This window comes from Geobacillus genomosp. 3 (assembly GCF_000445995.2).
Taxonomy (GTDB): domain Bacteria; phylum Bacillota; class Bacilli; order Bacillales; family Anoxybacillaceae; genus Geobacillus.
Window position 1 is genome coordinate 2,092,405 of sequence record NC_022080.4, and the last position, 22,027, is coordinate 2,114,431.

Annotated in this window: 21 protein-coding genes; 3 read left to right on the forward strand and 18 right to left on the reverse strand. The window is 55.0% G+C overall.

The genetic code is table 11. The annotated features are described in order from the left end of the window. Positions 1–39 precede the first annotated feature (39 nt). Genes recU through M493_RS10335 form a run of 3 tightly spaced genes read left to right on the forward strand, consistent with a single transcriptional unit; the run spans position 40 to position 5,080 of the window. Positions 40–642, forward strand: coding sequence for a Holliday junction resolvase RecU (gene recU, locus M493_RS10325; protein WP_020960279.1), 603 nt, complete (start codon positions 40–42; stop codon positions 640–642). 33 nt (positions 643–675) lie between these two features. After that, a complete protein-coding gene (locus M493_RS10330; protein WP_081713472.1) occupies positions 676–3,387 on the forward strand; it encodes a PBP1A family penicillin-binding protein in 2,712 nt (903 codons plus the stop codon). 31 nt (positions 3,388–3,418) lie between these two features. Then, a complete protein-coding gene (locus M493_RS10335; protein ID WP_020960281.1) occupies positions 3,419–5,080 on the forward strand; it encodes an IS1634 family transposase in 1,662 nt (553 codons plus the stop codon). 181 nt (positions 5,081–5,261) lie between these two features. Here the strand turns inward: M493_RS10335 and M493_RS10340 are convergent, their stop codons facing one another. The 18 genes from M493_RS10340 to M493_RS10425 form a co-directional block, all read right to left on the reverse strand. Beyond that, on the reverse strand, positions 5,262–5,765 hold the full coding sequence (locus M493_RS10340; RefSeq protein ID WP_020960282.1) for a YpoC family protein: 504 nt from the start codon (positions 5,763–5,765) through the stop codon (positions 5,262–5,264). After that, positions 5,749–6,420: an endonuclease III gene (nth, locus tag M493_RS10345; RefSeq protein WP_020960283.1), complete on the reverse strand. Its 672-nt coding sequence runs from the start codon at positions 6,418–6,420 to the stop codon at positions 5,749–5,751. The genes M493_RS10340 and nth overlap by 17 nt, the downstream gene beginning before the upstream one ends. Before the next feature lie 76 nt (positions 6,421–6,496). Next, entirely contained in the window at positions 6,497–7,204 is a 708-nt protein-coding gene (locus M493_RS10350) for a DnaD domain-containing protein (protein WP_020960284.1), read from the reverse strand. A 68-nt stretch (positions 7,205–7,272) separates the two neighbouring features. After that, positions 7,273–8,565, reverse strand: coding sequence for an asparagine--tRNA ligase (gene asnS / locus M493_RS10355; RefSeq protein ID WP_023817665.1), 1,293 nt, complete (start codon positions 8,563–8,565; stop codon positions 7,273–7,275). A 234-nt stretch (positions 8,566–8,799) separates the two neighbouring features. Further along, positions 8,800–9,981, reverse strand: coding sequence for a pyridoxal phosphate-dependent aminotransferase (locus M493_RS10360; protein ID WP_020960286.1), 1,182 nt, complete (start codon positions 9,979–9,981; stop codon positions 8,800–8,802). Between the two features lie 21 nt (positions 9,982–10,002). Next, complete coding sequence (locus tag M493_RS10365) at positions 10,003–10,482, reverse strand: DUF5590 domain-containing protein (protein ID WP_020960287.1); 480 nt, start codon at positions 10,480–10,482, stop codon at positions 10,003–10,005. A gap of 5 nt (positions 10,483–10,487) precedes the next feature. Continuing rightward, a complete protein-coding gene (locus M493_RS17730; protein WP_020960288.1) occupies positions 10,488–10,658 on the reverse strand; it encodes a YpmA family protein in 171 nt (56 codons plus the stop codon). 549 nt (positions 10,659–11,207) lie between these two features. Beyond that, positions 11,208–13,958 carry an ATP-dependent DNA helicase DinG gene (dinG, locus tag M493_RS10375; RefSeq protein ID WP_020960290.1) on the reverse strand — a complete coding sequence of 917 codons (2,751 nt, stop codon included), beginning with the start codon at positions 13,956–13,958 and terminating at the stop codon, positions 11,208–11,210. A gap of 49 nt (positions 13,959–14,007) precedes the next feature. Continuing rightward, positions 14,008–14,391, reverse strand: a complete 384-nt coding sequence (gene panD, locus M493_RS10380) for an aspartate 1-decarboxylase (RefSeq protein ID WP_020960291.1) — start codon at positions 14,389–14,391, stop codon at positions 14,008–14,010. Between the two features lie 13 nt (positions 14,392–14,404). Continuing rightward, on the reverse strand, positions 14,405–15,274 hold the full coding sequence (gene panC, locus M493_RS10385; RefSeq protein ID WP_020960292.1) for a pantoate--beta-alanine ligase: 870 nt from the start codon (positions 15,272–15,274) through the stop codon (positions 14,405–14,407). Then, entirely contained in the window at positions 15,271–16,110 is an 840-nt protein-coding gene (panB, locus tag M493_RS10390) for a 3-methyl-2-oxobutanoate hydroxymethyltransferase (protein WP_020960293.1), read from the reverse strand. Before panB ends, panC begins: the two co-directional genes overlap by 4 nt. Before the next feature lie 260 nt (positions 16,111–16,370). Continuing rightward, entirely contained in the window at positions 16,371–17,360 is a 990-nt protein-coding gene (locus M493_RS10395) for a bifunctional biotin--[acetyl-CoA-carboxylase] synthetase/biotin operon repressor (protein ID WP_020960294.1), read from the reverse strand. Next, positions 17,318–18,532 (reverse strand): CCA tRNA nucleotidyltransferase, encoded by a 1,215-nt coding sequence (locus M493_RS10400; RefSeq protein ID WP_020960295.1) that lies wholly within the window; start codon positions 18,530–18,532, stop codon positions 17,318–17,320. The genes M493_RS10395 and M493_RS10400 overlap by 43 nt, the downstream gene beginning before the upstream one ends. Further along, positions 18,529–19,665 carry an N-acetyl-alpha-D-glucosaminyl L-malate synthase BshA gene (bshA, locus tag M493_RS10405; protein ID WP_020960296.1) on the reverse strand — a complete coding sequence of 379 codons (1,137 nt, stop codon included), beginning with the start codon at positions 19,663–19,665 and terminating at the stop codon, positions 18,529–18,531. Before bshA ends, M493_RS10400 begins: the two co-directional genes overlap by 4 nt. After that, positions 19,662–20,372 (reverse strand): bacillithiol biosynthesis deacetylase BshB1, encoded by a 711-nt coding sequence (gene bshB1 / locus M493_RS10410; protein WP_041267944.1) that lies wholly within the window; start codon positions 20,370–20,372, stop codon positions 19,662–19,664. Before bshB1 ends, bshA begins: the two co-directional genes overlap by 4 nt. A gap of 5 nt (positions 20,373–20,377) precedes the next feature. After that, positions 20,378–20,812, reverse strand: coding sequence for a methylglyoxal synthase (mgsA, locus tag M493_RS10415; protein ID WP_020960298.1), 435 nt, complete (start codon positions 20,810–20,812; stop codon positions 20,378–20,380). Between the two features lie 30 nt (positions 20,813–20,842). Continuing rightward, positions 20,843–21,640, reverse strand: a complete 798-nt coding sequence (gene dapB, locus M493_RS10420; protein WP_020960299.1) for a 4-hydroxy-tetrahydrodipicolinate reductase — start codon at positions 21,638–21,640, stop codon at positions 20,843–20,845. After that, a complete protein-coding gene (locus tag M493_RS10425) occupies positions 21,637–21,972 on the reverse strand; it encodes a nucleotide pyrophosphohydrolase (protein ID WP_020960300.1) in 336 nt (111 codons plus the stop codon). The genes dapB and M493_RS10425 overlap by 4 nt, the downstream gene beginning before the upstream one ends. Between the last annotated feature and the right edge of the window lie 55 nt (positions 21,973–22,027).

Here is a 22,027-nt window from a genome sequence, read left to right on the forward strand (position 1 = left end):
GTATGGTATAATAAAAACCATTCAAAGGAGATGAACGCGATGGCACTCAAATACCCGGGCGGAAAAGAGTATCGCGGAAACAGACCAAACACGGCGCGCCAACGGGCGGCCGATTATGCCAACCGCGGCATGACGCTCGAAGACGACTTAAACGCGACGAATGAATATTATCGGGAGCGCGGCATCGCCGTCATCCACAAAAAGCCGACCCCGGTGCAAATCGTCCGCGTCGACTATCCGAAACGGAGCGCCGCCGTCATTAAAGAGGCATACTTCCGACAGGCGTCCACAACGGACTACAACGGCGTCTATCGCGGCAAATACATCGACTTTGAAGCGAAGGAAACAAAGAACAAGACGGCGTTTCCGCTGAAAAATTTCCATGCCCACCAAATCCGCCATATGGAGCAAGTCATCGCCCACGGCGGCATTTGCTTTGCCATTTTACGCTTTTCTGTGCTCAATGAAACGTATTTGCTTGATGCCTCCCATTTAATTGCCTGCTGGAATGAACAGGAAGCCGGCGGGCGGAAGTCCATTCCGAAGCGGGAGATCGAGCGATGCGGGCATTACATCCCGCTTGGCTACCAGCCGAGAATTGATTATATTAATGTAGTAGAAAACGTGTACTTCACCGTTTGAGGTGAAAACTTGTAAGAAAGGCAGGATTTGCTTATGTCTGGTGAATATCGTTCTCGTGTAGAACGAAAGCAGGCAGCGAAACAAGCGAAACAAAAGAAAGGGAAAAAGAAAAAAGGAGTATCGTGGTTGAGAACGATCGCCATTGCGATTTTGCTTATGATTGTGATCGGAGCGGCGAGCGGCGTAGCGGCGTTTGCCTACTTCGTCAAGGACGCCCCTCCGCTCGACGAGGCGAAAATCAAAGATCCGCTCTCTTCCACCATATACGATATGGACGGAAAGAAAGTCGCCGAACTCGGCGGCTACAAGCGGACGTATATTTCGTATAAAGATGTGCCTAAAGTGCTCGAAAATGCCGTGTTGGCAACCGAAGACGCCCGCTTTTATGAACATCACGGCATCGACATTGTTCGTCTGGCCGGCGCCGTCATCGCTAATATTCAAGAAGGATTCGGAGCGGAAGGCGGCAGCACCATCACGCAGCAAGTGGTGAAAATGACGTTCCTGTCGTCGAAAAAAACGTTGGAGCGAAAAGCGCAGGAAGCGTGGCTCGCCTTGCAGCTTGAGCAAAAGTATTCAAAGCAAGAAATTTTGGAAATGTACTTGAACAAAATTTATTATTCGGACGGCATTTACGGCGTCGCCCGGGCGGCGGAGTATTACTTCGGCAAGACGAATTTAAAAGAGTTGACGCTCCCCGAGGCAGCGCTCTTAGCCGGCATGCCGCAAAGCCCGAACCGGTACAATCCGTACGACCACCCGGAAGCGGCGAAAAAACGGCGCGATACCGTCTTATCGCTCATGGCGAAACACGGTTTTATCAGCCAAGAAGAGGCGGAAAAGGCGAAACAAGTGCCGATCAAATCGATGCTTACCGAACGAAAAAAACCGCAAAGCTCCGTGCCGTATGATGCCTTTATTGACGAAGTGATCAAAGAAGTGACCGATAAAGCGAACGTTAACGTTTTTGAAGATGGGCTGAAAATTTACACAACGCTTGATCAAGAGGCGCAGTCATACGTCGAAAACCTATTAAACTCCGACCAATACTTTACTGGTAAAAAAGATTTGCAGTCGGCTATTGCCCTCATCGACACGAAAACAGGCGCCATTCGCGCCTTAGGTGGCGGTCGCAACCGCGATCACGTCGAGTTCGGCTTCAACTACGCCATTCAGCCGGTCGGCCAGCCCGGTTCGGCGATTAAACCGATTTTGGACTACGGGCCAGCCATTGAATATTTAAAATGGTCAACCGCGCACATTATCGTTGACGAGCCATACACGTATTCGGACGGCACGCCGATCCGCAACGCTGACCGGAGATACGCCGGACCGGTGACGATGCGTTATGCGCTGACTTGGTCACGCAACATCCCGGCGTTAAAAACGTTCCAAGCGGTCGGCAAGGAACGGGCGAAAGAGTTTGCCAACCGGCTCGGCATGGGCTTTAACGAAGTAGAGGAAGCGTACTCGATCGGCGGTGTCAAGCGCTACGTGTCGCCGTTGCAAATGGCCGGCGCCTATAGCGCCTTCGGCAACAACGGCGTATATACAAAGCCATACGCCGTGACCAAAATCGTCTTCCCGGATGGCACGGAAATGGATTTGAAGCCAAAGCCGAAGCGGGTCATGCACGACTACACGGCCTATATGATTACCGATATGCTGAAATCGGTCGTTCGCTCCGGCACAGGGCAAAGCGCCAACATTCCGGGGCTTGAGCTGGCCGGCAAAACGGGAACGACCAACTACGGTCCGTCCGGCGCCCAGTTTGGTTTATCGGAGGGCGATGTGCCGGACAGCTGGTTTGTCGGCTATACGCCAAACTATACCGCCGCCGTTTGGACCGGCTTTAGCAAAAAAAGCAGCACGGCATCGCTCGACAAGACAGAACAAAGAATTTCACGCTCGCTGTTTAGAGCGCTTATCTCCGAGATCGACGACGGCAGCGGGGAATTTGAACGACCGGACAGCGTCGTGAAGCTGCCGATTAAAAAAGGCACCAATCCGCCGAAACTGGCAAGCAAATATACGCCGGCAGACGAAATTACGTATGAACTGTTCGTGCGTGGCACTCAGCCGACGGAAGTCGCCAAAGACGAACCGAAAGAGCTGCCGGCAGTCAAAGACTTAACGGCCTCATACGACGGGGCGGCAAACACGATTTCCGTCTCTTGGTCGTATAACGAACAGACCGACAATACAATCTTTGAAGTGCGCGTCAAAGATGATCAAGGCCATACGGAAACAATCACGACCAAAGATGTCGGCGTGACGATCACGAACGTGACGCCGGGCGCTTCGTATACGATCGCCGTCTATGCAAAAGAAGACGATCGGATAAGCAAGCCAGCCATCACAAGCGTCCGCATCCCTGGCGGTGAACAGCCGCCGACGCCGGATGATGAATCTGGCGATGATGACAACAACGGCGCCGGCAACGGGAATAACGGAACAAACGAAAATAACAATAACGGTAACAATACCAATGGCAACAATGGAAACAACGGAAACAACCAAAACAACGGCAACGATAATGAAAACAGTGATGACGGCGGAGACGATGGCAATGACGGAGACGAAGGGACCGGCCAAGAGGATGGCGATGATGGCACAACGCCGCCAACAACGCCAACCAATCCACAATCAGGAAACGGCTACAACGTTGGCATGAAACTCACATTTCGCACCCTCTCGACCAAAATCGGGAGGATTTTTTTGTTTTCATGTCGAATGAATCCTTGACACACAAGCAACGCAAAGGAGTTTTTCCATCATGGACATTCGAATTCGCGCGATTTATGAAAGTTCCTATTTGAATATAATAAGCGCCCTCTTCAAGGATCTTGGCCTCCTTCAGCTGATTGACCGGCTGGTTCCGGTCGATCCGCAATGCCAAACCCGAACCAGCGATATCGTCAGCCTCATCATTCTGGATATCTTGAGCGGCCGGCAAGCGCTCGTTCATTTGGAACGGTGGGCGCATGACATCGATTTGCCCAAGCTGATCCGGCCGGGGTTGGATCCGTCTTGGTTCAACGACGATGCCATTGCTCGCCATTTGGACCGGCTGTATGAGGCCAATATCCATCAAGTCCTGTCGTCTTGCCTCGTGCAGATCTACAAGAAAGAAGGCCTCCCTCTCCGTGTCTTTCACGCGGATACGACGGACAAGACCGTTTACGGTGCGTATGAATCGTCCTCGACAGAGACCCTGCAGATCACGCATGGCTACAACCGGCATCATCGTTGGCAAAAACAGATCGGATTCGGCCTGATCGGCAACGAGGACGGCATCCCGTTTTACGGCGATGTGCACGACGGCAACGCGCCGGACAAAACGTGGAATCCCGAGGTGCTCTCCCATGTCCATGAGCAGCTGAGGCAAGCGAAGATCGAAGACGAATGGATTTACGTGGCGGATTCCGCTGCGATGACGAAGGACACGCTGGCGCAAACGAAAGCCGCCAACGCCTTTTTGATCACGAGAGGCCCGTCGTCGCTCCGGATCGTCAAAACCGCGCTTTCGGAGGCGGATGCCCAACCCGATTCGGCGTGGAGCGCCCCCTTTGCGCTGGCCGAGAAAAACGGCGCCACGTACCGGGTATGGGAAACGGCCTCAACATATGAAGGCCAACCCGTACGGCTGATCGTCGTCGAATCAAGCGCCCTCGACCAACGGAAAGGAAAGACGCTCGAAACAGAACGAGCACAAGAAGCGGAGCTTCTTCGCGAGGAACAAGTCCGTTGGGAGCGTCATCCTTTCTCTTGCCGGGAAGACGCCGAACAAGCCTTGGCCTCCCTCAAGGCGTCCCTTCGTCCTCGATTTCATCGGGTCAAGGCCACGGTTAAAGAGATCGTGCGCCCGAAAAAACGGCGCGGACGGCCGAAAAAAGGGGCGGAACCCGAGATGGAGACGCTGTATCTCCTGCGCTTGGACATGGAATTCGATCGCGAGGCGTGGGAACAGGCGAAACGGAAAGCGTCCCGGTTTGTTCTCGTCACGACCGTTCCGAAGGAATGGAAGGGCCAACCCATGGATGCCCAAGAGATCTTGAAGCTGTATAAAGGGCAGATCTCGGTGGAAATGAACTTCTCCTTCCTAAAAGATCCGTTCTTTACGGACGAAATTTACGTCAAAAAACCCGAACGAGTGGCGGTATTGGGCTATTTGTTTTTGCTGGCCTTGGCCATTTACCGCGTCTTCCAGCGCCGGGTGCGTCAGTTCATCACACCCGAACGCCCATTAAAGGGCGCAGGAGGCCGCAAGCTGACCCGTCCGACCGGACAAGCGATTTTTCAATTGTTTTGGTATGTCAGAGTCGTCCTGTTGGAGTTGCCGGATGGGCAAATCCAACGCAGGCTAGGGAAACCGCTCACCCCTGATCAGCGAAGGATTCTGCAGGGATTGGGCATGGATGAGAGCATTTACGTGTAACGTCATATGGAACGACTAGCGATGGTAAAAAAAGGATTGCCATCGCTAGTCGTGTTGGTCGAAACGTTATTCTGAAAAACGAAATAAAAAATCCTTTCTTTCTACCCTGCTAGGGTGCGAAATGTGAGATGAAAAATGGGAATCGCCAGTGAGATCGCCTGCTTCAAAAAAGCGGATGGCTTTATCGGGCCATCCGCTTTTTTATGGCGATTTGCTTATGGGCAAGCTTCTCCGTTTCGGCAAACAGTTCATTGAGCTGAACAAATGACGGATATCGATCGGGACCGGCAAAAATAAACTGCAGCCGCTCAACAGCGTTGACCGGTTTATGCGGCAGCGCCGCCACCGTATCCATCCAATCCACAACGTTCGCCATCGGCCGTCCATTCAGCCAGCAGAGCGCCGACAGCAAATACGCCAACCCACGCACGATCGGACCGCGGGCAGCGCGGCGGTCGCGCCGGGCAAAACAGCGCTCAAGTTCCATCTTTTCTTCGCGCCAAAGAGCAATGAGCGCCGGCAGCGACTGCTCAATGTCTTCCCACGGCAATGGGAAGGTAGGGACGATGTCGTAATAAAATGGCACCTGTTTAAGAAGAAGCGGAAACGGCTCATCCGGAAGCGTGTCAACCATGTGGCCGTCCGGAAAAAAGAGCGGATGAGCCCATTCAGTCGGCACGCGCACGATCGTTCTCCCTCTTTCGCATCCTCTTTTTCCCTTCGCGACATAAATGAAGAAGCGGACATACCGGGCACTGGGGTGCCTGCGCCTTGCAATGGTAGCGGCCAAAAAAAATCATCCGGTGATGGGTGATCGACCATTCCGCTTTCGGAATTTTTTTCATCAGCGTTTGTTCAACCTCAAGAACCGAGTCGTTCCAGCGGCAAAAGCCGAGCCGTTTGCTGACGCGCTCGACGTGCGTATCAACAGCAATGGCCGGCACGCCAAACGCGACGGAGGCAACGACGTTCGCCGTCTTCCGTCCTACACCCGGCAACTTCATCAATTCGTCGCGGTCGCGCGGCACTTCGCCGTTATACTCCTCTATTAACATCGCGCACAGCTTTTGAATGTTTTTCGCCTTGTTCCGGTATAAACCGATCGAACGGATGTCCTGCTCCAGCTCTTCAAGCGGCACAGCGATGTAGTCGTGTGGCGTCCGATATTTTTCGAATAGCCGCTTCGTCACTTTATTGACAAGCGCATCGGTGCACTGCGCCGATAAGACGACCGCGATCAACAGTTCAAACGGGTTGCGGTGCACAAGCTCGCAATGGGCATCCGGAAACATGTTCGCCATCTCATCGAGACAATAGCGAATTTGCTGTTTCGTCAACACCGGCCTCCTCCTCCTTTCACAACGGTTGATCCCCCGTTCATTTTGGCCAAACAAAAACGAGAGACCATGCTCTCGTTTACGGGTCAAGCCAGTTAAAAAACGGAATCGTCTGCTTAAATTCTCCTGTCGCCTGTTTCGCCGGACGGGCGGACGGCTTCGGTTTGCGGAATTTTTTGCCGTAATCGTGCGCCTGCTCGATCGTGCGGATGCCGTTCTTTTTCCACTCAAACAAAATGCGGTCGATGTAGCGGAAATTCAATTTCCCTGACAGCACCGCCTCGCGCAGCGCCGCCTTGATGATGGCCGGCTCATGGCCGTCCTGGTCGATCCACATCGCAAGCGTTTCGCACTCAAATGGAGAAAGCGGACGGCCAAATTCCTGCTCAAATATCGTATACAAACTTTCCTCTTCTTCCTGCTGGACGCTTTGCCCGTTCTTGACTTCCTGCACGTACAAATGGTGCACCAACTGCTCCCAAAGCGGCTCAAGTGTATATTTTTCACTGCGAACGCCACGTTCGTCCGTATGTTCCTCAATGGCGACCATTCCTTTTTGCAAAAGCCGCCGCATCATCTCCATACATTCCGCCGCCGGAACGGTCATTTTCTCAGCCAGCTCGGCCGGTGTCGGGAATGTGACGCCTTCTTCCAAAAATGATTGCATATGCAAAAGCAAGACGAGCTCCCCTTCGTTCAAGCCGAGCCGCTTGTAATGATTCAGCAACAGTTTCGGAATGACGACACTTCCTTGCGCCAACCATTCGGCCACCTTTTTCTTTTCCATGTCGATGCACCTCAACTATAGTATAACATGACAATGGCGAAAAAACCCCCTTTTTGCAGGGGGTTTTTTTATGGATATAAACGGTTGAGCAACCGCGGGAACGGAATCGTTTCGCGCACATGCTCCACACCGCAAATCCAGGCGACGGTGCGCTCAAGGCCGAGCCCGAATCCGGAGTGCGGCACGGAACCGTATTTACGCAAATCTAAATACCATTCATATGCTTCAAGCGGCAAATGATGCTCCTCGAGGCGCTGCTTTAGCAGTTCATAATCATGAATGCGCTCGGAACCGCCGATAATTTCCCCGTATCCTTCCGGCGCGATTAAATCAGCGCATAGCACAACATCCGGGCGGCTTGGGTCCGGCTGCATATAAAATGGCTTTAATGACGTCGGGTAATGGGTGATAAACACGGGCTTGTCAAAGCTTTCCGCAATCGCCGTCTCATGCGGCGCACCAAAGTCGTCACCCCATTCGATGTCAGTAAACCCTTTATCGTGCAAAAGCTTGAGCGCTTCATCATACGTCAGGCGCGGAAACGGCGGCTTGACCAACTCAAGTTTGGCGACGTCGCGCTCAAGGCGGCCAAGCTCGAGCCGGCAGCGACTAAGCACCGATTGCACGAGGTGGGAAACATACTCTTCTTGCAGCCGTAAATTGTCTTCAAACTCATAAAACGCCATTTCGGGCTCAACCATCCAAAATTCGATCAAATGCCGGCGCGTTTTTGACTTTTCGGCGCGGAATGTCGGACCGAACGAAAACACTTTGCCGAGCGCCATCGCCGCTGCCTCCATATACAACTGGCCGCTTTGCGACAAATAGGCGTCCTCATCAAAATATCTCGTATGGAACAGCTCGGTCGTTCCTTCCGGCGCGCTGCCGGTCAAAATCGGCGCATCGACTTTAACGAAACCGCGGTTGTTAAAAAATTCGTACGTCGCGCTGATGAGTTCGTTGCGAATTTTCATGATCGCGTGTTGGCGCCGGGAACGAAGCCAAAGGTGGCGATGGTCCATTAAAAATTCGACACCGTGCTCTTTTGGCGTAATCGGGTAATCGACCGCTTCATCGATCACCTCCAAGTTCGTAACCGACAGCTCATAACCAAATGGCGATCGTTCGTCAACGCGCACCGTGCCGGCTACATACAGCGACGTTTCTTGCGTCAGCGCTTTCGCGCGTTGAAAGACCTCTTCCGAGACGTTTGCCTTTTCAACTACGCCTTGAATAAAGCCCGTTCCGTCACGCAGCTGCAAAAAGGCGATTTTTCCGCTTGAGCGCTTGTTCGCCAACCAGGCGCCGATCGTCACTTCTTGACCTACATGTTGGTTCACTTCAGCAATCGTCGTTTTCACGTACACATTCCCTCCAATAATCGACACGTCCATCATTCGCTATTATACCGTTCTGCCGAAACGGCGGCAACGGCCAAGGGGCAATCCATCTCCTGGCCGGCTGGGCACAGCCGCAAAAACCGGCGCCGGACGCCCCGTAACGGCGGCTGTCGGCGAACGCCGCAAATCCTCGCGAAACCGCCGCCGCAGCGGGCGTGGAAAAAGCGGCTTTGCTTGTGGCAAAGCCGCCGCTTGTTAAGCGCGCGCTTCCATAAACCGATGGATGCGTTCAACCGCCGTTTCTAATGCATCGAGCGATGTGGCGTATGACAAGCGAACGTTATCCGGCGCCCCAAACCCGGACCCAGGCACGAGTGCGACTTTCGCTTCCTCAAGCAGGGCGGCGACGAACTCATCGACCGTGCGGCAGCCGGCCATCGCGGCTGCTTTGCGGGCGTTCGGGAACAAGTAAAACGCCCCTTGCGGCTTGACGCACGTAAAGCCTGGAATTTGCACAAGCTTGTCGTAAATGATGGTAAGCCGCCGTTCAAACGCCTGACGCATTTGTTCGACCGGCTCCTCCGGACCGCTGTAGGCGGCAATGGCCGCGTATTGGGCGATCGACGTCGGGTTGGATGTGCTATGGCTCGCCAAATCAGTCATCGCCTTAATGATGTCTTTCGGCCCCGCCGCATAGCCGATGCGCCATCCTGTCATCGAATGCGACTTCGACACGCCGTTGATGATGACCGTCTGCGCTTTCAGCTCCGGCGCCAACTCGGCGATCGACACATGTTTCGCTCCGCCATAAATCAATTTTTCATAAATTTCGTCTGAAACGATCAGTACGCCATGCGTCAGGCACACTTCACCAAGCGCCTTCAACTCTTCGGCCGTATAAATCATGCCGGTCGGGTTGCTCGGCGAGTTGATGATGACCGCCTTCGTCCGCGGCGTGATCGCCTGTTTGAGTTGCTCCGGCGTAATTTTAAAATCGTTTTGTTCCAGCCCTTCGACATAAACCGGAACGCCGCCCGCCAGCTTCACTTGTTCCGGATAGCTCACCCAATACGGCGTCGGAATGATCACTTCATCGCCTTCATCGAGCAACACTTGGAACAGCGTGTACAGGGCGTGCTTGGCCCCGACGCAGACAATCACTTCCGCCGGCTCATACTCAAGCCCTTGGTCGCGGGCAAACTTTTTGATGATTTCCGCCTTCAGCGCCGGCAGCCCGCCGGATGGCGTATATTTTGTATGCCCTTCGTTCATCGCTTTTATGGCGGCATCAAGAATATGCTGCGGCGTATTGAAATCCGGTTCGCCGGCTCCAAGGCCAATCACATCATGCCCGGCCGCTTTCAGTTCTTTTGCCTTCGCCGTAATGGCCAATGTGGCCGATGGCGTCAGCGACGCCACCCGTTTTGCCAGTTTCATCGTTTCTTCCCCCTCATCTGCTCAACGTTGAAAACTGTACCTCTTTAGGAAGGCGCCGTCCGCGAAATGGAGGTAATAAAATGAATACCTTCCTTCCGCATCAATATATGTCAACTCCCAGAGAGGCACGCCTTTTTCCATGCCAAGCGTCACATCAATCACTTGTTGCGGACGCCGGTCACGTTGCAAAATAGCGCGCGCTTCCGCTTCGCTAATGCCGCTGTCCGCGCTCTTGACGACAATATCCCCCTCTTTTTCCGGCACCCAGACGACGATGTCCGTTTCCCCTTGCTCCGTTCGGCCGATGAATACAGTGCATGCTTCATCGCCATAATATGTATAGACTTCTTTCACGTCGACGAGCCCGGCTGCTTCTCTCGCCCGCGCCAACGCTTTTTCCGTCATTGACCGTTTTGGCTCCATCGCCTCACCGTAAATCGACCACGCCTGCCAAATGAGAAAACTAACCAAAATCAGGGCGAGCCATCCCCACTTTTTCATGGCGATCACGTCCGATAAATCGTAAAGACCGCCTGGCGTTTGTCGTTTTCATCCAAGGCAAGGCCAAACATCAAATTGTTCCGTTTCAACGTGCGATTCAAGCAATCGACAATTTTGTACAAATCCTCGGAATGCTGGATTTTGACGGTGGCGAGCACTTCAATTTTGCTTTCCATTTTCGTTGCTTCCTCCTGTGCGGCGCAAATTTTGTTACTTATACACGCCGGCGGCTCCGGCAACAATACAAATACAGTAAGATGATTATCTCAGTTGCGCTTCTTCACGCCTCAGCGGCCGAGCCCGCGAAGCCAAACGGCGAGGCCGCAAGCTGCCATCGCAGTTGTGCTTCTTCCCTATTATAGCAGGTTTGTCCGACCATTTCATAACAAATTTGCCCGCCTACACCGCCAATGCAAATTTGCTTCTTTCCATCCCCGCCGCGCGCGGGGCGTTTTTTTTTTTGCCGGTTGCCATCTTTAGATTGCACCGTTTCATTCCTATTTATGAGAGCGCTGTTTGATGGCGACGAAACTTTCTCCTTCCACAAGCCATCCGCTTTTTGAACGCTCTCCCACCAACGGCAATGCGTAAAAGTGGGGGCTTTCCCGGTTCAGAATGGTAAAAGCAAAGCCATTTGCCTTCCTTGCCTGATCCAAACGGAGCTTCTGCCTTGTCCGGCCGTCCTCCCGCTTTCTAAAATGAACCCGCCGCTTACAGCGCTCGTTTCATGAAAGCCATGCATCGGCTATGCTAAGCAGCTCGGAAAGCGTTCCTTCATATACCGACAGCGGCGGGAGGGAGGCGAGAAAATCGGCCCCGTATGACGCAGCGGTCAACCGGCGGTCAAGTACAAACACGACGCCTTTGTCATGCTCGGTGCGGATGAGGCGGCCGAACCCTTGTTTAAAGCGGAGCACCGCCTCAGGGAGCGACAACTCGTAAAACGGGTCGCCGCCGCCGGCGCGAATCCGTTCACTTTTCGCCTCCATCACCGGATCATCCGGAGGCGCAAACGGCAAACGGGCGATAATAAGCGCATCGAGCGCCGAACCCGGCAAATCAATCCCTTCCCAAAAACTGCTCGTCCCGAACAGCACGGCGTGGTCAAACTGCAAAAATGTTCGCAAGAGCTTGGCCGGACTGCCGCTTTGCACCCCTTGAGCGATCAAAACAAACGGCTCGTCTGCTTCTTCGGTTTTCAGCGCTTCCGCCGTCATTTTCAACAGTTCATACGACGGGAACAACACAAGCACCCGCCGGCCAACATGGCGGGCGATCGCCAACACAGCCGCGGCCGCCGCTTCGGCGTAGGCTCCGAGCGGCACAGCGGAAACAAGCGGCATATCGGCCGGCACAAAAAGTGCCACTTGCTCCTTATAGCGAAATGGCGCCGGAAACGAACGGCAGAGCGGGTAAAAATCGTCCAGGCCAAAACGCGACAACATGTAGGCGAATCGGCCGCGAACGGCAAGTGTCGCGGACGTCAAAATAACGCTCCGTTTTTTTATAAACAGCCGATCGGCAAAAAAATCCGCGAGATCGACAGGTTGCGAATAAAGCCGGACCGCGTTCGCCGCCCCTTTTTCATCGGCTTCGATCCAGCGGACGGTCTCCGGCTCTGCTTCGGTCAACAGCCGGACAAGGGCGTCCATTTGCTGATTCAACGTCGCAAGATCGGCCGCCAGCGAAGCAGACGGTGTTGTATCATCGGTCATGGCGGCCGGCAGAAGCGGCTTGGCCTCTGCCAACAGCGCCGCCGCCAAATCGCGCAGACGCCAGCATAACTCAATGGCCGCCTGCCACATCCTCCCGCCCTCGTCTGCCGGTGAAAAGCGACAACGACAACGTCCGGCCCGCGCCGGCTTTCTCGCCAGCGCATAGCGGCGCAACAAACGGAACAGCTCATCACCTTCAAATTGCAGTTTTTCAAGCTGCTGTTGGCAACGGGCGAGGATGTCTTTTCCTTCGCTTTGCCCCGCTTCCATCCATTTCGTAAACGTTTGTGCCATTTTGGCGGTTAACAGGCGAAATGACACGTAGTCGATCCGGTCGCCAAAATAGCGGGCAGCGACATCCTCAAGCCGGTGCGCCTCATCGATGATGAGATGGCGAAATGCCGGCAGAAGCGGCGTCGAGGCAGTCAGATCATGAAGCAAAAACGCATGGTTTGTAATGACCATATCGGCCTGTTCAGCGCGCTGTTTCGCCTGCGCAAAAAAATGATGCCGTCCGCCGTCTTCCTCCTCGCCGATGGCGAGCGCCGACAACAACAGACGGGCGCCGGATGATACGTTCAATTCATCCAGATCGCCGGTCTCTGTCTCAAGCAGCCAGACGAGCAACTGACATTTCAAAAGCACCGCATCGTACGTATCGCTTGGCTCAGGCAAAAATGAAGCAAACTTGTCGAGGGAAAGATAGTTTTGCTTCCCTTTCAAAACAGCGACACGGAGCGTGAACGGCACAATTTGCTTCAGCACCGGCAAGTCACGGCGGATGAGCTGCTCCTGCAGCTGGAGCGTATAGGTGCTGATGACAACCCGCTCTTGTCGCTCGCAGGCAAAAAAGGCCGCCGGAATAAAGTAGGCAAGCGATTTGCCAAGACCCGTCCCCGCCTCAATGAGCGCATGCTGGGACGTGGACAGCGCCTCATAAACAAGCTGCATCATGTCCCACTGCCCTTCACGCCGCTTGTAGCCGGGAAGCGGAAGGGGCGGCGCCTGTTCATAAAAGGCGGCAAATGAGGCTGAGGGAAGACGCTGCCCGTCATCGTCCGGCTCCAGTTTTGCGCCGTCCCGCTTGAAAGCCGGCTTTTTTAGCGCGATGCCGCGGTAGACGGCAACCGTACGGTCCGTTGGTGCTTCCTGCTGTTTTTCGGCGATAACGGCGTCAAGAAGCGAGTAAATATCGCTTTTCAAATGGCGGGCAAGGCGGCGCAGCTGCTTAAGCGTCAGCAGCGGCAGACGGCGCAACCGATCGAGCAGGGCAACGAACAGTTTGGCGGTCACTTCCGCATCGCTGTCCGCTTGATGCGGGCGGTCATGGCGGAGGCCGAGCCGCTTCGCCAAATCGCCAAGCTTATAGCTTTCGACCGTCGGCAGCACGATGCGGGCAAGTTCGACCGTATCGATCGCCGGCCCGGCAAACGGCGGCCACCCGGCTCGTTCGAGCTCGGCTTGCAAAAACGGCAAGTCAAAATCAATGTTGTGGGCGACAAAATATGCGCCCTCCATCATAGCTGTGATCTCGCTTGCCTTATCGGCAAACAGCGGTGCTCCCTCAACCGTCTGTTCATCAATGTTCGTCAGCTGTTGGACGAACGGTGGAATCGGCTGTTCGGGGTTAAAAAAGCTGGCAAACCGCTCGACGATCAAGCCTTCTTCCACCACCGCCATGCCAAGTTGGATGATCCGGTCGCCTTTTTTCGGTCCGTTTCCAGTTGTCTCTAAGTCGACAATGACAAAGCGCATTGCCATAAACGATCACCTCAAAACGAAAAGGGGCGGAAAGCCCCTTTTTGCCCCATTATAAAATCGTATGTGCCGGCTCTTCAGCAATGAGCTGCGCGATGCGGTTGTGTTCGTCCATAATGGCGATTTTCGGCCGATGCGCGGCGATCTTTTCTTCCGGAACGAGCGCATACGAAATGACGATAATGATGTCCCCTTTTTGCACGAGGCGGGCGGCGGCGCCGTTCAGGCAAAAGACGCCGCTGCCGCGCTCGCCGGGAATGATGTACGTCTCAAAACGGGCTCCATTATTATTGTTGACCACCTGCACTTTTTCATTAGCGACCATGCCGACCGCATCTAAAATATCTTCATCGATCGTAATGCTGCCGACGTAATCCAAATTGGCTTCCGTTACACGGGCGCGGTGAATTTTGGCATTCATAAGCGTACGAAACACGGGTGATCCCCCCTCAATCTTCTTGTTTATGCGCCTTGGGCAGCTCGAGGATGATATTGTCGATCAAGCGGGCGCTCGCAAACCGGACGGCAACCGCGACAAGCACCGTTCCGTGAAGTGTTTCAAGCGGCGTTAAATCCGGGTACGAACAAACTTCGACATAATCGATTTCCGCATGCGTATGCGCCTCAATATGCTCGCGTACAAGGCGGCGGATGGCGGCAGCGCTCCGCTCCCCGCGGTCGACAGCCGCCGCTGCCGACCGCAGCGCTTGATAAAGCGCCGGCGCCTCCTTCCGCTCCTGCGGCGATAAATAAACATTGCGTGAACTTTTCGCCAACCCGTCGGCCTCGCGGACCGTCGGTACCGGCACGAGCTCGATCGGAAAGTTGAAGTCGCGGATCAAGCCGTCGACAACGGCCACTTGTTGGGCGTCTTTTAGCCCAAAATAGGCGCGGTCAGGCATGACGATGTGAAACAGCTTCGTAAGCACGGTCGCCACGCCGTCGAAATGGCCGGGCCTTGACCGTCCGCACAACACATCGGTGCGCGCTTTCACGACAGCTTGCACCGTGAGCGGCCCCGGGTACATCTCGCCTGCCTCCGGATGAAACAAAACATCAACCCCATGCTGTTCGGCGATTTGCCGGTCGCGGGCAAAATCGCGCGGATAGCGGGCAAAATCTTCATTCGGTCCAAACTGAAGCGGGTTGACAAAAACGCTTAAGACGACGATGTCATTTTCTTGACGCGCCCGCTCGATAAGGGCGGCATGCCCTTCGTGCAAATAGCCCATCGTCGGGACGAACCCGATCGTTTTTCCTTCGCGGCGGTGTTGGCTGATCAACGCCTGCATCGCCGCAATGCGGTCAACGACGATCATGATTGTCTTCCTCCGTATAATGCCACCCATTCTTCTTCCTTCATCGCAAACGCATGTGCCGGCTCCGGAAACTGGCGCAGTTTGACATCGGCGACATAGTTGGCCAACGCCTCGACGATGACATCTTGAATGATGGCGTATTGTTTGACAAACTTCGGGACACGGCTGACACCGTAGCCAAGCAGGTCGTGATAAACGAGCACCTGGCCGTCGACATCCGCGCCGGCCCCGATGCCGATGACCGGAATATGAAGTTCGCGGGAGATGGCAGCTGCAAGCTGCTTCGGTACACACTCCAGGACGAGGCCGATCGCTCCTGCCTGCTCGCACTGCTTCGCATCATTCATGAGCTTTTTCGCGCTTTCCGCATCTTTGCCTTGCACTTTGTAGCCGCCAAGGACGCCGACCGACTGCGGCGTCAGCCCCAGATGGGCAACGACCGGCACGCCCGCTTTCGTCAGTGCAGCGATAATCTCAACGACTTCATCCGCCCCTTCGACTTTGACCGCATTTGCCCCCGATTGTTGCATAATGCGCCGGGCGTTTTGCAGCGCCTCCTCTTTGGACGCGTGATACGACATAAACGGCATGTCGGTGACGATAAACGTGCTCGGCGCGCCGCGGCGGACTGCCTTCGTATGATGGATCATATCATCGACTGTCACCGGAATAGTCGAATCGTAGCCAAGCACGACCATGCCGAGCGAGTCGCCGACTAAAATCATATCCACTCCAGCTTGTTCAGCAAGCTTCGCCGACGGAAAGTCGTAGGCGGTCACCATCACAATGGGCTCGTCCGCCTGCTTCATGCGGAAAAAATCCGTTTTCGTCTTCACCTTTATTCCCTCCCCTTTAATTGCAGAGGAGATGACGCGACCGAAGCAAAACGCCCTTCTTTCCCGCCTTGAGAAAGAAGGACGCCATCAACCTCCGTCGGTTTCGTTCACCCCTCTGTCCTAGTCCTTCGGCAAGGATCAAGGCAGATCATCCTCATTTATTCGTGTTGACGGCCCGGTGCAGTTCTTTTCGACAAAGATACTGCCCTTTTCCTCGTCTTGTATTTTAACAAAATTGTCACAATTTTTCTAGTGGGAATTTACAGTTGAATATCGGCTGAATGAATATAATGGAGCTGATGGTGCTCATCCTCGAGGATCAGCAACCCGTCATCGGTAATGCCGCGGGCGATGCCGCGAATCGCGCCGCCTAATGTTCTTGCTGTCACCGGCTTGCCGATCGAGACGGCGTACCCTTCCCAAAGGAGCTTCACCGGGCGGAAGCCATGCGCCAAATATTGCTTATATAACCGCTCGATTCGGAGTAAAATTTCTTGGATGAGCGGCGCACGCTTGATGCGCTCTCCTTTTTCCATGGCGAGCGATGTGGCGATGGCGCGGATGTCCTCGGGAAATTGCGCACCCGTCTGATTGACGTTAATGCCGATGCCGACGATGACCGAACGGACGCGGTCAGGATCGGCTTGCAATTCGGTTAAAATACCGACGCATTTCTTGCCATGAAGCAAAATATCGTTTGGCCATTTAATATCCGGGACAAGCCCGGTTACTTCTTGAATGGCTTGGCTGATGGCCACCGCAACAAGCAGCGTCAGCTGCGGCGCCTGCTGGGGCGGGATGGGCGGCCGCAAAATCAAACTCATCCAAATGCCGGTCCCTTGGGGGGAAAACCATTTCCGGTCCAGGCGTCCGCGCCCGGCTTTTTGCTCCTCGGCGACGACAAGCGTCCCTTCCGGCGCCCCCTCATAGGCCAGCTTCGCCGCGATGCGCTGCGTCGAATCGACCTCCTCAAAAAAATGGATCGTATGGCCGAGCGTTTCGGTTTTCAAGCCAAGCTGGATTTCGTTTGCCGTCACCTTATCCGGCGTGCTCACGATCCGATAACCAAGGCGGCGCACCGCCTCGAGTTCAAACCCTTCTTTGCGCAGCTCCTCGATGTGTTTCCATACGGCCGCCCGCGAACAGCCGAGCTGCTCGCTGATCTTTTGCCCGGACAGAAACTCGCCGTTTGCTTCGGCAAACAGTTCTAACAATTTTTTTCTTGTGTCCGACTGCGCTCCATGAGCCATGCGTAAATCCGCTCCTTCTCGTTTTCAACTTCGCCGTTGACGACCGCCCGCCATGTGGCGTCCAGCATCTCTTTCACCCACGGACCGGCCGGTTTTCCGATCCACTCAATGATCTCTTTTCCGTTGACCGCCAGCTCCCCTTTCGTTTTGATCGGCAAAGCGGCAAAGCGGCGGCGCAACTCGTCATGTTGCGGCCCCGGCGGCTTTCCGGTCAAAGCGGCACGCACCGTTTCAACCGAGAGCGCCCGCTTGAGACCGGCCAAAAACAGCTGCTCATTCGTCCACGCAGCCGGTTCAGGGACAGCGGCGAGCGCCGCCAAAATGGCACCGGCTTCATCGATCACTTTGTTCGGCAGCTTCCACGCGCGCAAAAATGGACGGCTTTCCTTGATGCTGAACACTTGGCACAAAAGCGCCCACCGTTCTTCGCGCGCCGTGAGCCACGGCCATTCGTATGCGGCGGCCCGGCGCAGCGGCTCGTCTTTTTCGGCCAGTTTCGGCAAATAAGTCGACAACCTTGTTTCGGCCAAAAGCGGCAGCGCTTCGGCGGCAAACGGGCCGGCAAGCAACTTTTCCATCTCCATCGTCATCCGCTCGACTGAAATGTGGGAGAGAAGCGGCGCGTTGGCAACGATGGCCTGCTTCGTATCCATGGCGAGTGAAAAGCCAAGTTGGCTGACAAAGCGGACGGCCCGCATCATGCGGAGCGCATCTTCACGAAACCGTGCGCCCGCTTCGCCGACAGTGCGAATGATCCGCTTTTCGATCGCTTCTTGTCCCCCGAACGGGTCAATGACCGTCCCGTGTTCGTCCATGGCCATGGCATTCATCGTAAAATCGCGCCGTTTTAAGTCTTCCTCGAGCGAGCGGACAAACGTCACCGACTCCGGACGGCGGTAGTCTTCATAATCGCCATCCGTGCGAAACGTTGTCACTTCATATGCTTTTCCTTCATGGACAACGACGACCGTGCCGTGTTTCGAGCCGACATCAATCGTTTTCGGAAAAATTGCCATCACTTCCTCCGGCAAAGCGCCTGTCGCAATATCGACGTCGCCGATCGGGCGCCCGAGCAACAAGTCGCGCACCGCACCGCCGACGAAATACGCCTCATGGCCATGCTGCTTTAGCCGCTGGATGATCCCAAGCGCCTGTCGGAACGGCGGTTTCATCCTCTCACCTTCCTTGCCGCCAGCAAAGCATACAGTTGTTCATACTGCCCGACGATATCAGACGAACGAAATTTTTGCTCGACCGTTTGCACGGCCTGCTCGGCCATCATTTGATGAAGGCGGCGATCGGACAGCAGCATAAGCGCCCGCCTGGCCGCTTCTTCAACATCGCCAAGCGGGCATAAAAACCCGCTTTTTCCATCTTCAATCACTTCCGGAATGCCCCCGATCGCCGTGCCGATGCACGGAACGCCGCACGCCATCGCCTCGAGCAGGACGAGCCCGAAACTTTCCTTTTCCGACAAGAGCATCATCACATCACTGATCGAATACAGCTCTTCCAGTTTGTCCTGTTTCCCTAAAAACCGGACATCGCCGTTCAGTCCGAGCTCTTTGACAAGCCGGCAGACGACGGTCATTTCCGGACCGTCGCCAACAAGCAACAGCTTGGCCGGCACGTGCCGGCGCACGATGGCAAACGCGCGCACCACATCAGGCACGCGCTTCACTTTCCGAAAATTGGAGACGTGAATGATGACATTTTCCGTTTCGCCGATGCCGTACTCCCGCCGTAAATGGCCCGCCTCCCGGCGGCGGTAGACGCGTTCATCCACAAAATTGTAAACCGTATGAATCGGTTTTTGCACCTCAAGCAGTTCGTATGTCTGTCGAACGAGGGCGTCAGACACCGCCGTGACGACGTCCGACTGCTCGATGCCGAACTTGATCATATCAGAAAGTGACGGATCATAGCCCAATACGGTAATGTCGGTGCCGTGCAGCGTTGTGACAATCGGCAGCTCGCCGACCATTTGCCGCGCCAGCACGGCGCAGACGGCATGCGGAACAGCGTAATGGGCATGAAGCACATCGAGCCGTTCCCGCTTCGCCACCTCCGCGATTTTGCTCGCTAACGCCAAATCGTACGGCGGGTATTGAAAGACAGAATATTGGTTGACGCTCACTTCATGGTAGTAAATGTTTCCATATACCTTGTTCAACCGAAACGGCATGCTTGATGAAATAAAATGAATTTCATGTCCTTTTTCAGCCAGCAGCTTGCCGAGCTCCGTCGCAACGACCCCTGAGCCTCCGACCGTCGGATAACAGACGATTCCTATTTTCAGCTTCATCGCGCTCCCTCAAATAAGTCGAAAAGATGGATAGGTGTTTTTGTCAAAAAGCCTTCGGCGTACGCTGCGCCGATTTGTTGGCCGAACCAACGTTCTCTGCTTTCGATCATCTCGATGTAGTTGTTTGTAAGCGGCGTGTCAACCGAACCGGGCCGCTTTTCAAACTGGCTTTCGTACGCGCGCAGGCTCGCCAGCTTGTCACCGATCGTCTCGCTAATATCGATCAGAAAATGCGGCCGTTCAAACGCGTTGATCATGTAATAATACATGGCGCGGACGCGGTGCGCATCCCCAAGCTCCCCGGCGCCATAGCGGCGGATGCCGGCGGAAAAAACCGCTTCCTCGACAAGGCGGGCGCATCGCCCGTGGTCCGGATGGCGGTCGATCCAATAAGGGGCGAATACAAGCTGCGGACGATAGCGGCGGACAACCGTTACGATGCGGCGAATCGCCTCTTCCTCGACGGAAAGGCCGCGGTCCGGCAGCCCGAGGTTGAGCCGCAGCGCCACGCCGAGCCGACGGGCCGCCTCAGCCGCCTCTTTCTGCCGCTCGTCGACCGTGCCGTTGGACGATAGCTCTGCCTTCGTTAAATCGCAAATGACAGCGCGGTATCCGCGCCGCACATATTTAGCGATCGTCCCGCCCATGCCGATTTCAACATCGTCTGGATGGGCGCCAAACACCAACAGATCGCACGTTTCCACCATCGCCGTCACCTTTCTGTTTCCTTTTCCTCCTCGCTTTTTGCCCGGCCGCGGACGATGTTGCGCCATGCCAAATCGCCGCGCTCCAATCCGCGAATGAGCAACTCCGCCGTCCCTATGTTCGTCGCAAGCGGCACCGCATAAACGTCGCAAAGGCGCATCAGCGCACTAATGTCCGGTTCGTGCGGCTGGGCGGTGAGCGGGTCGCGGAAAAAAATGACGAGATCCATCTCGTTGCGGGCGATCATCGCCCCGATTTCCTGATCGCCCCCGTACGGTCCGGACTGGAAGCGGTGGATGGCGAGGCCGGTCGCCTCTTGAATGCGCAAGCCGGTCGTACCGGTGGCGTACAGTTCATGGTTGGCCAACACAGGCGCATAGGCGGTCGCAAACGCGACCATCTCCGCCTTTTTTTCATCATGGGCAATTAACGCAATTTTCATCTTTTTCTCTCCCCGTTTGCGCTGTTCGCGCTATTCTAAAATATGTTCAAGCCCGTAGACAAGCGTATGTAAGTGCATAACCGTTTCGACCGCCAGTTTGACTCCCGACATGAATGAGCGGCGGTCAAGCGAATCATGGCGGATCGTCAGCGTCTGTCCGTCACCGCCGAAAATGACTTCCTGATGGGCGACAAACCCCGGCAGGCGGACGCTGTGGATCGGAATGCCGTCGTAAGAAGCGCCTCGCGCGCCGGCAAGCGTTTCTGTTTCGTCCGGATGGCCTTGTTTTTTCGACGGGCGCACCTCGGCGATCAGTTGCGCTGTTTTCAGCGCCGTTCCGGATGGGGCATCAAGCTTTTGATCGTGATGCAATTCGATAATTTCCACATCGGTGAAATATTTGGCCGCCATGCGGGCAAATTTCATCATCAACACCGCGCCAACGGCAAAGTTCGGGGCAATGATGGCGCCGATTTCTTTCCCCTCAGCAATCTCCGTCAGACGCTCGATATCTTCAGGCGTAAACCCGGTCGTGCCGACGACCGGACGAACGCCGTAGCGCAGCGCCAGTTCGGCATGTTGTTTTCCGACCTCGGGCGTCGTTAAATCGATGAGCACATCCGGCTTCACCTCGGCAAAACAGCGGGCGGCATCCGTGTAAATCGGGGCGTTGATGCCGGCAAACCCGTCGAGGTCAGCCAAATTTTGTCCGTCATAGCGGCGGTCGATGACCGCGGCCAGTTCGAAATGGTCCGTTCTTTGCACGAGCGCCACCGCCTCACGGCCCATGCGGCCGCGCGGCCCGGCGATCACGATGCGAATTGTCATGACTCTTCCTCCTTTCGCGTCCAGCGGTCGCGGTCACGGGTGCGAAACTTGTCCATCACCCGGTCGTGCGCCGTCTGCAAATCAATGCCGAGCGAATTGGCGAAACAAATAAGCACGAACAACAAATCGCCAAGCTCTTCTTCTACTGTTTTTTCCTGTTCGGTCGCTTTTTTCGGCTTTTCCCCGTAATGGTGATTGATTTCGCGCGCCAGTTCGCCAAGCTCTTCGGTCAGCCGCGCGAGCATGGCGAGCGGGCTGAAATAGCCTTCTTGAAACTGCCCGATATATTCGTCCACTTCCTGTTGCATTTGCTTCATCGTTTTTCCCTGCATGGCCATCACCTCGTCTGTTTCCATGTTAGCGAAAAGCGGCGCATTTGACAAATGT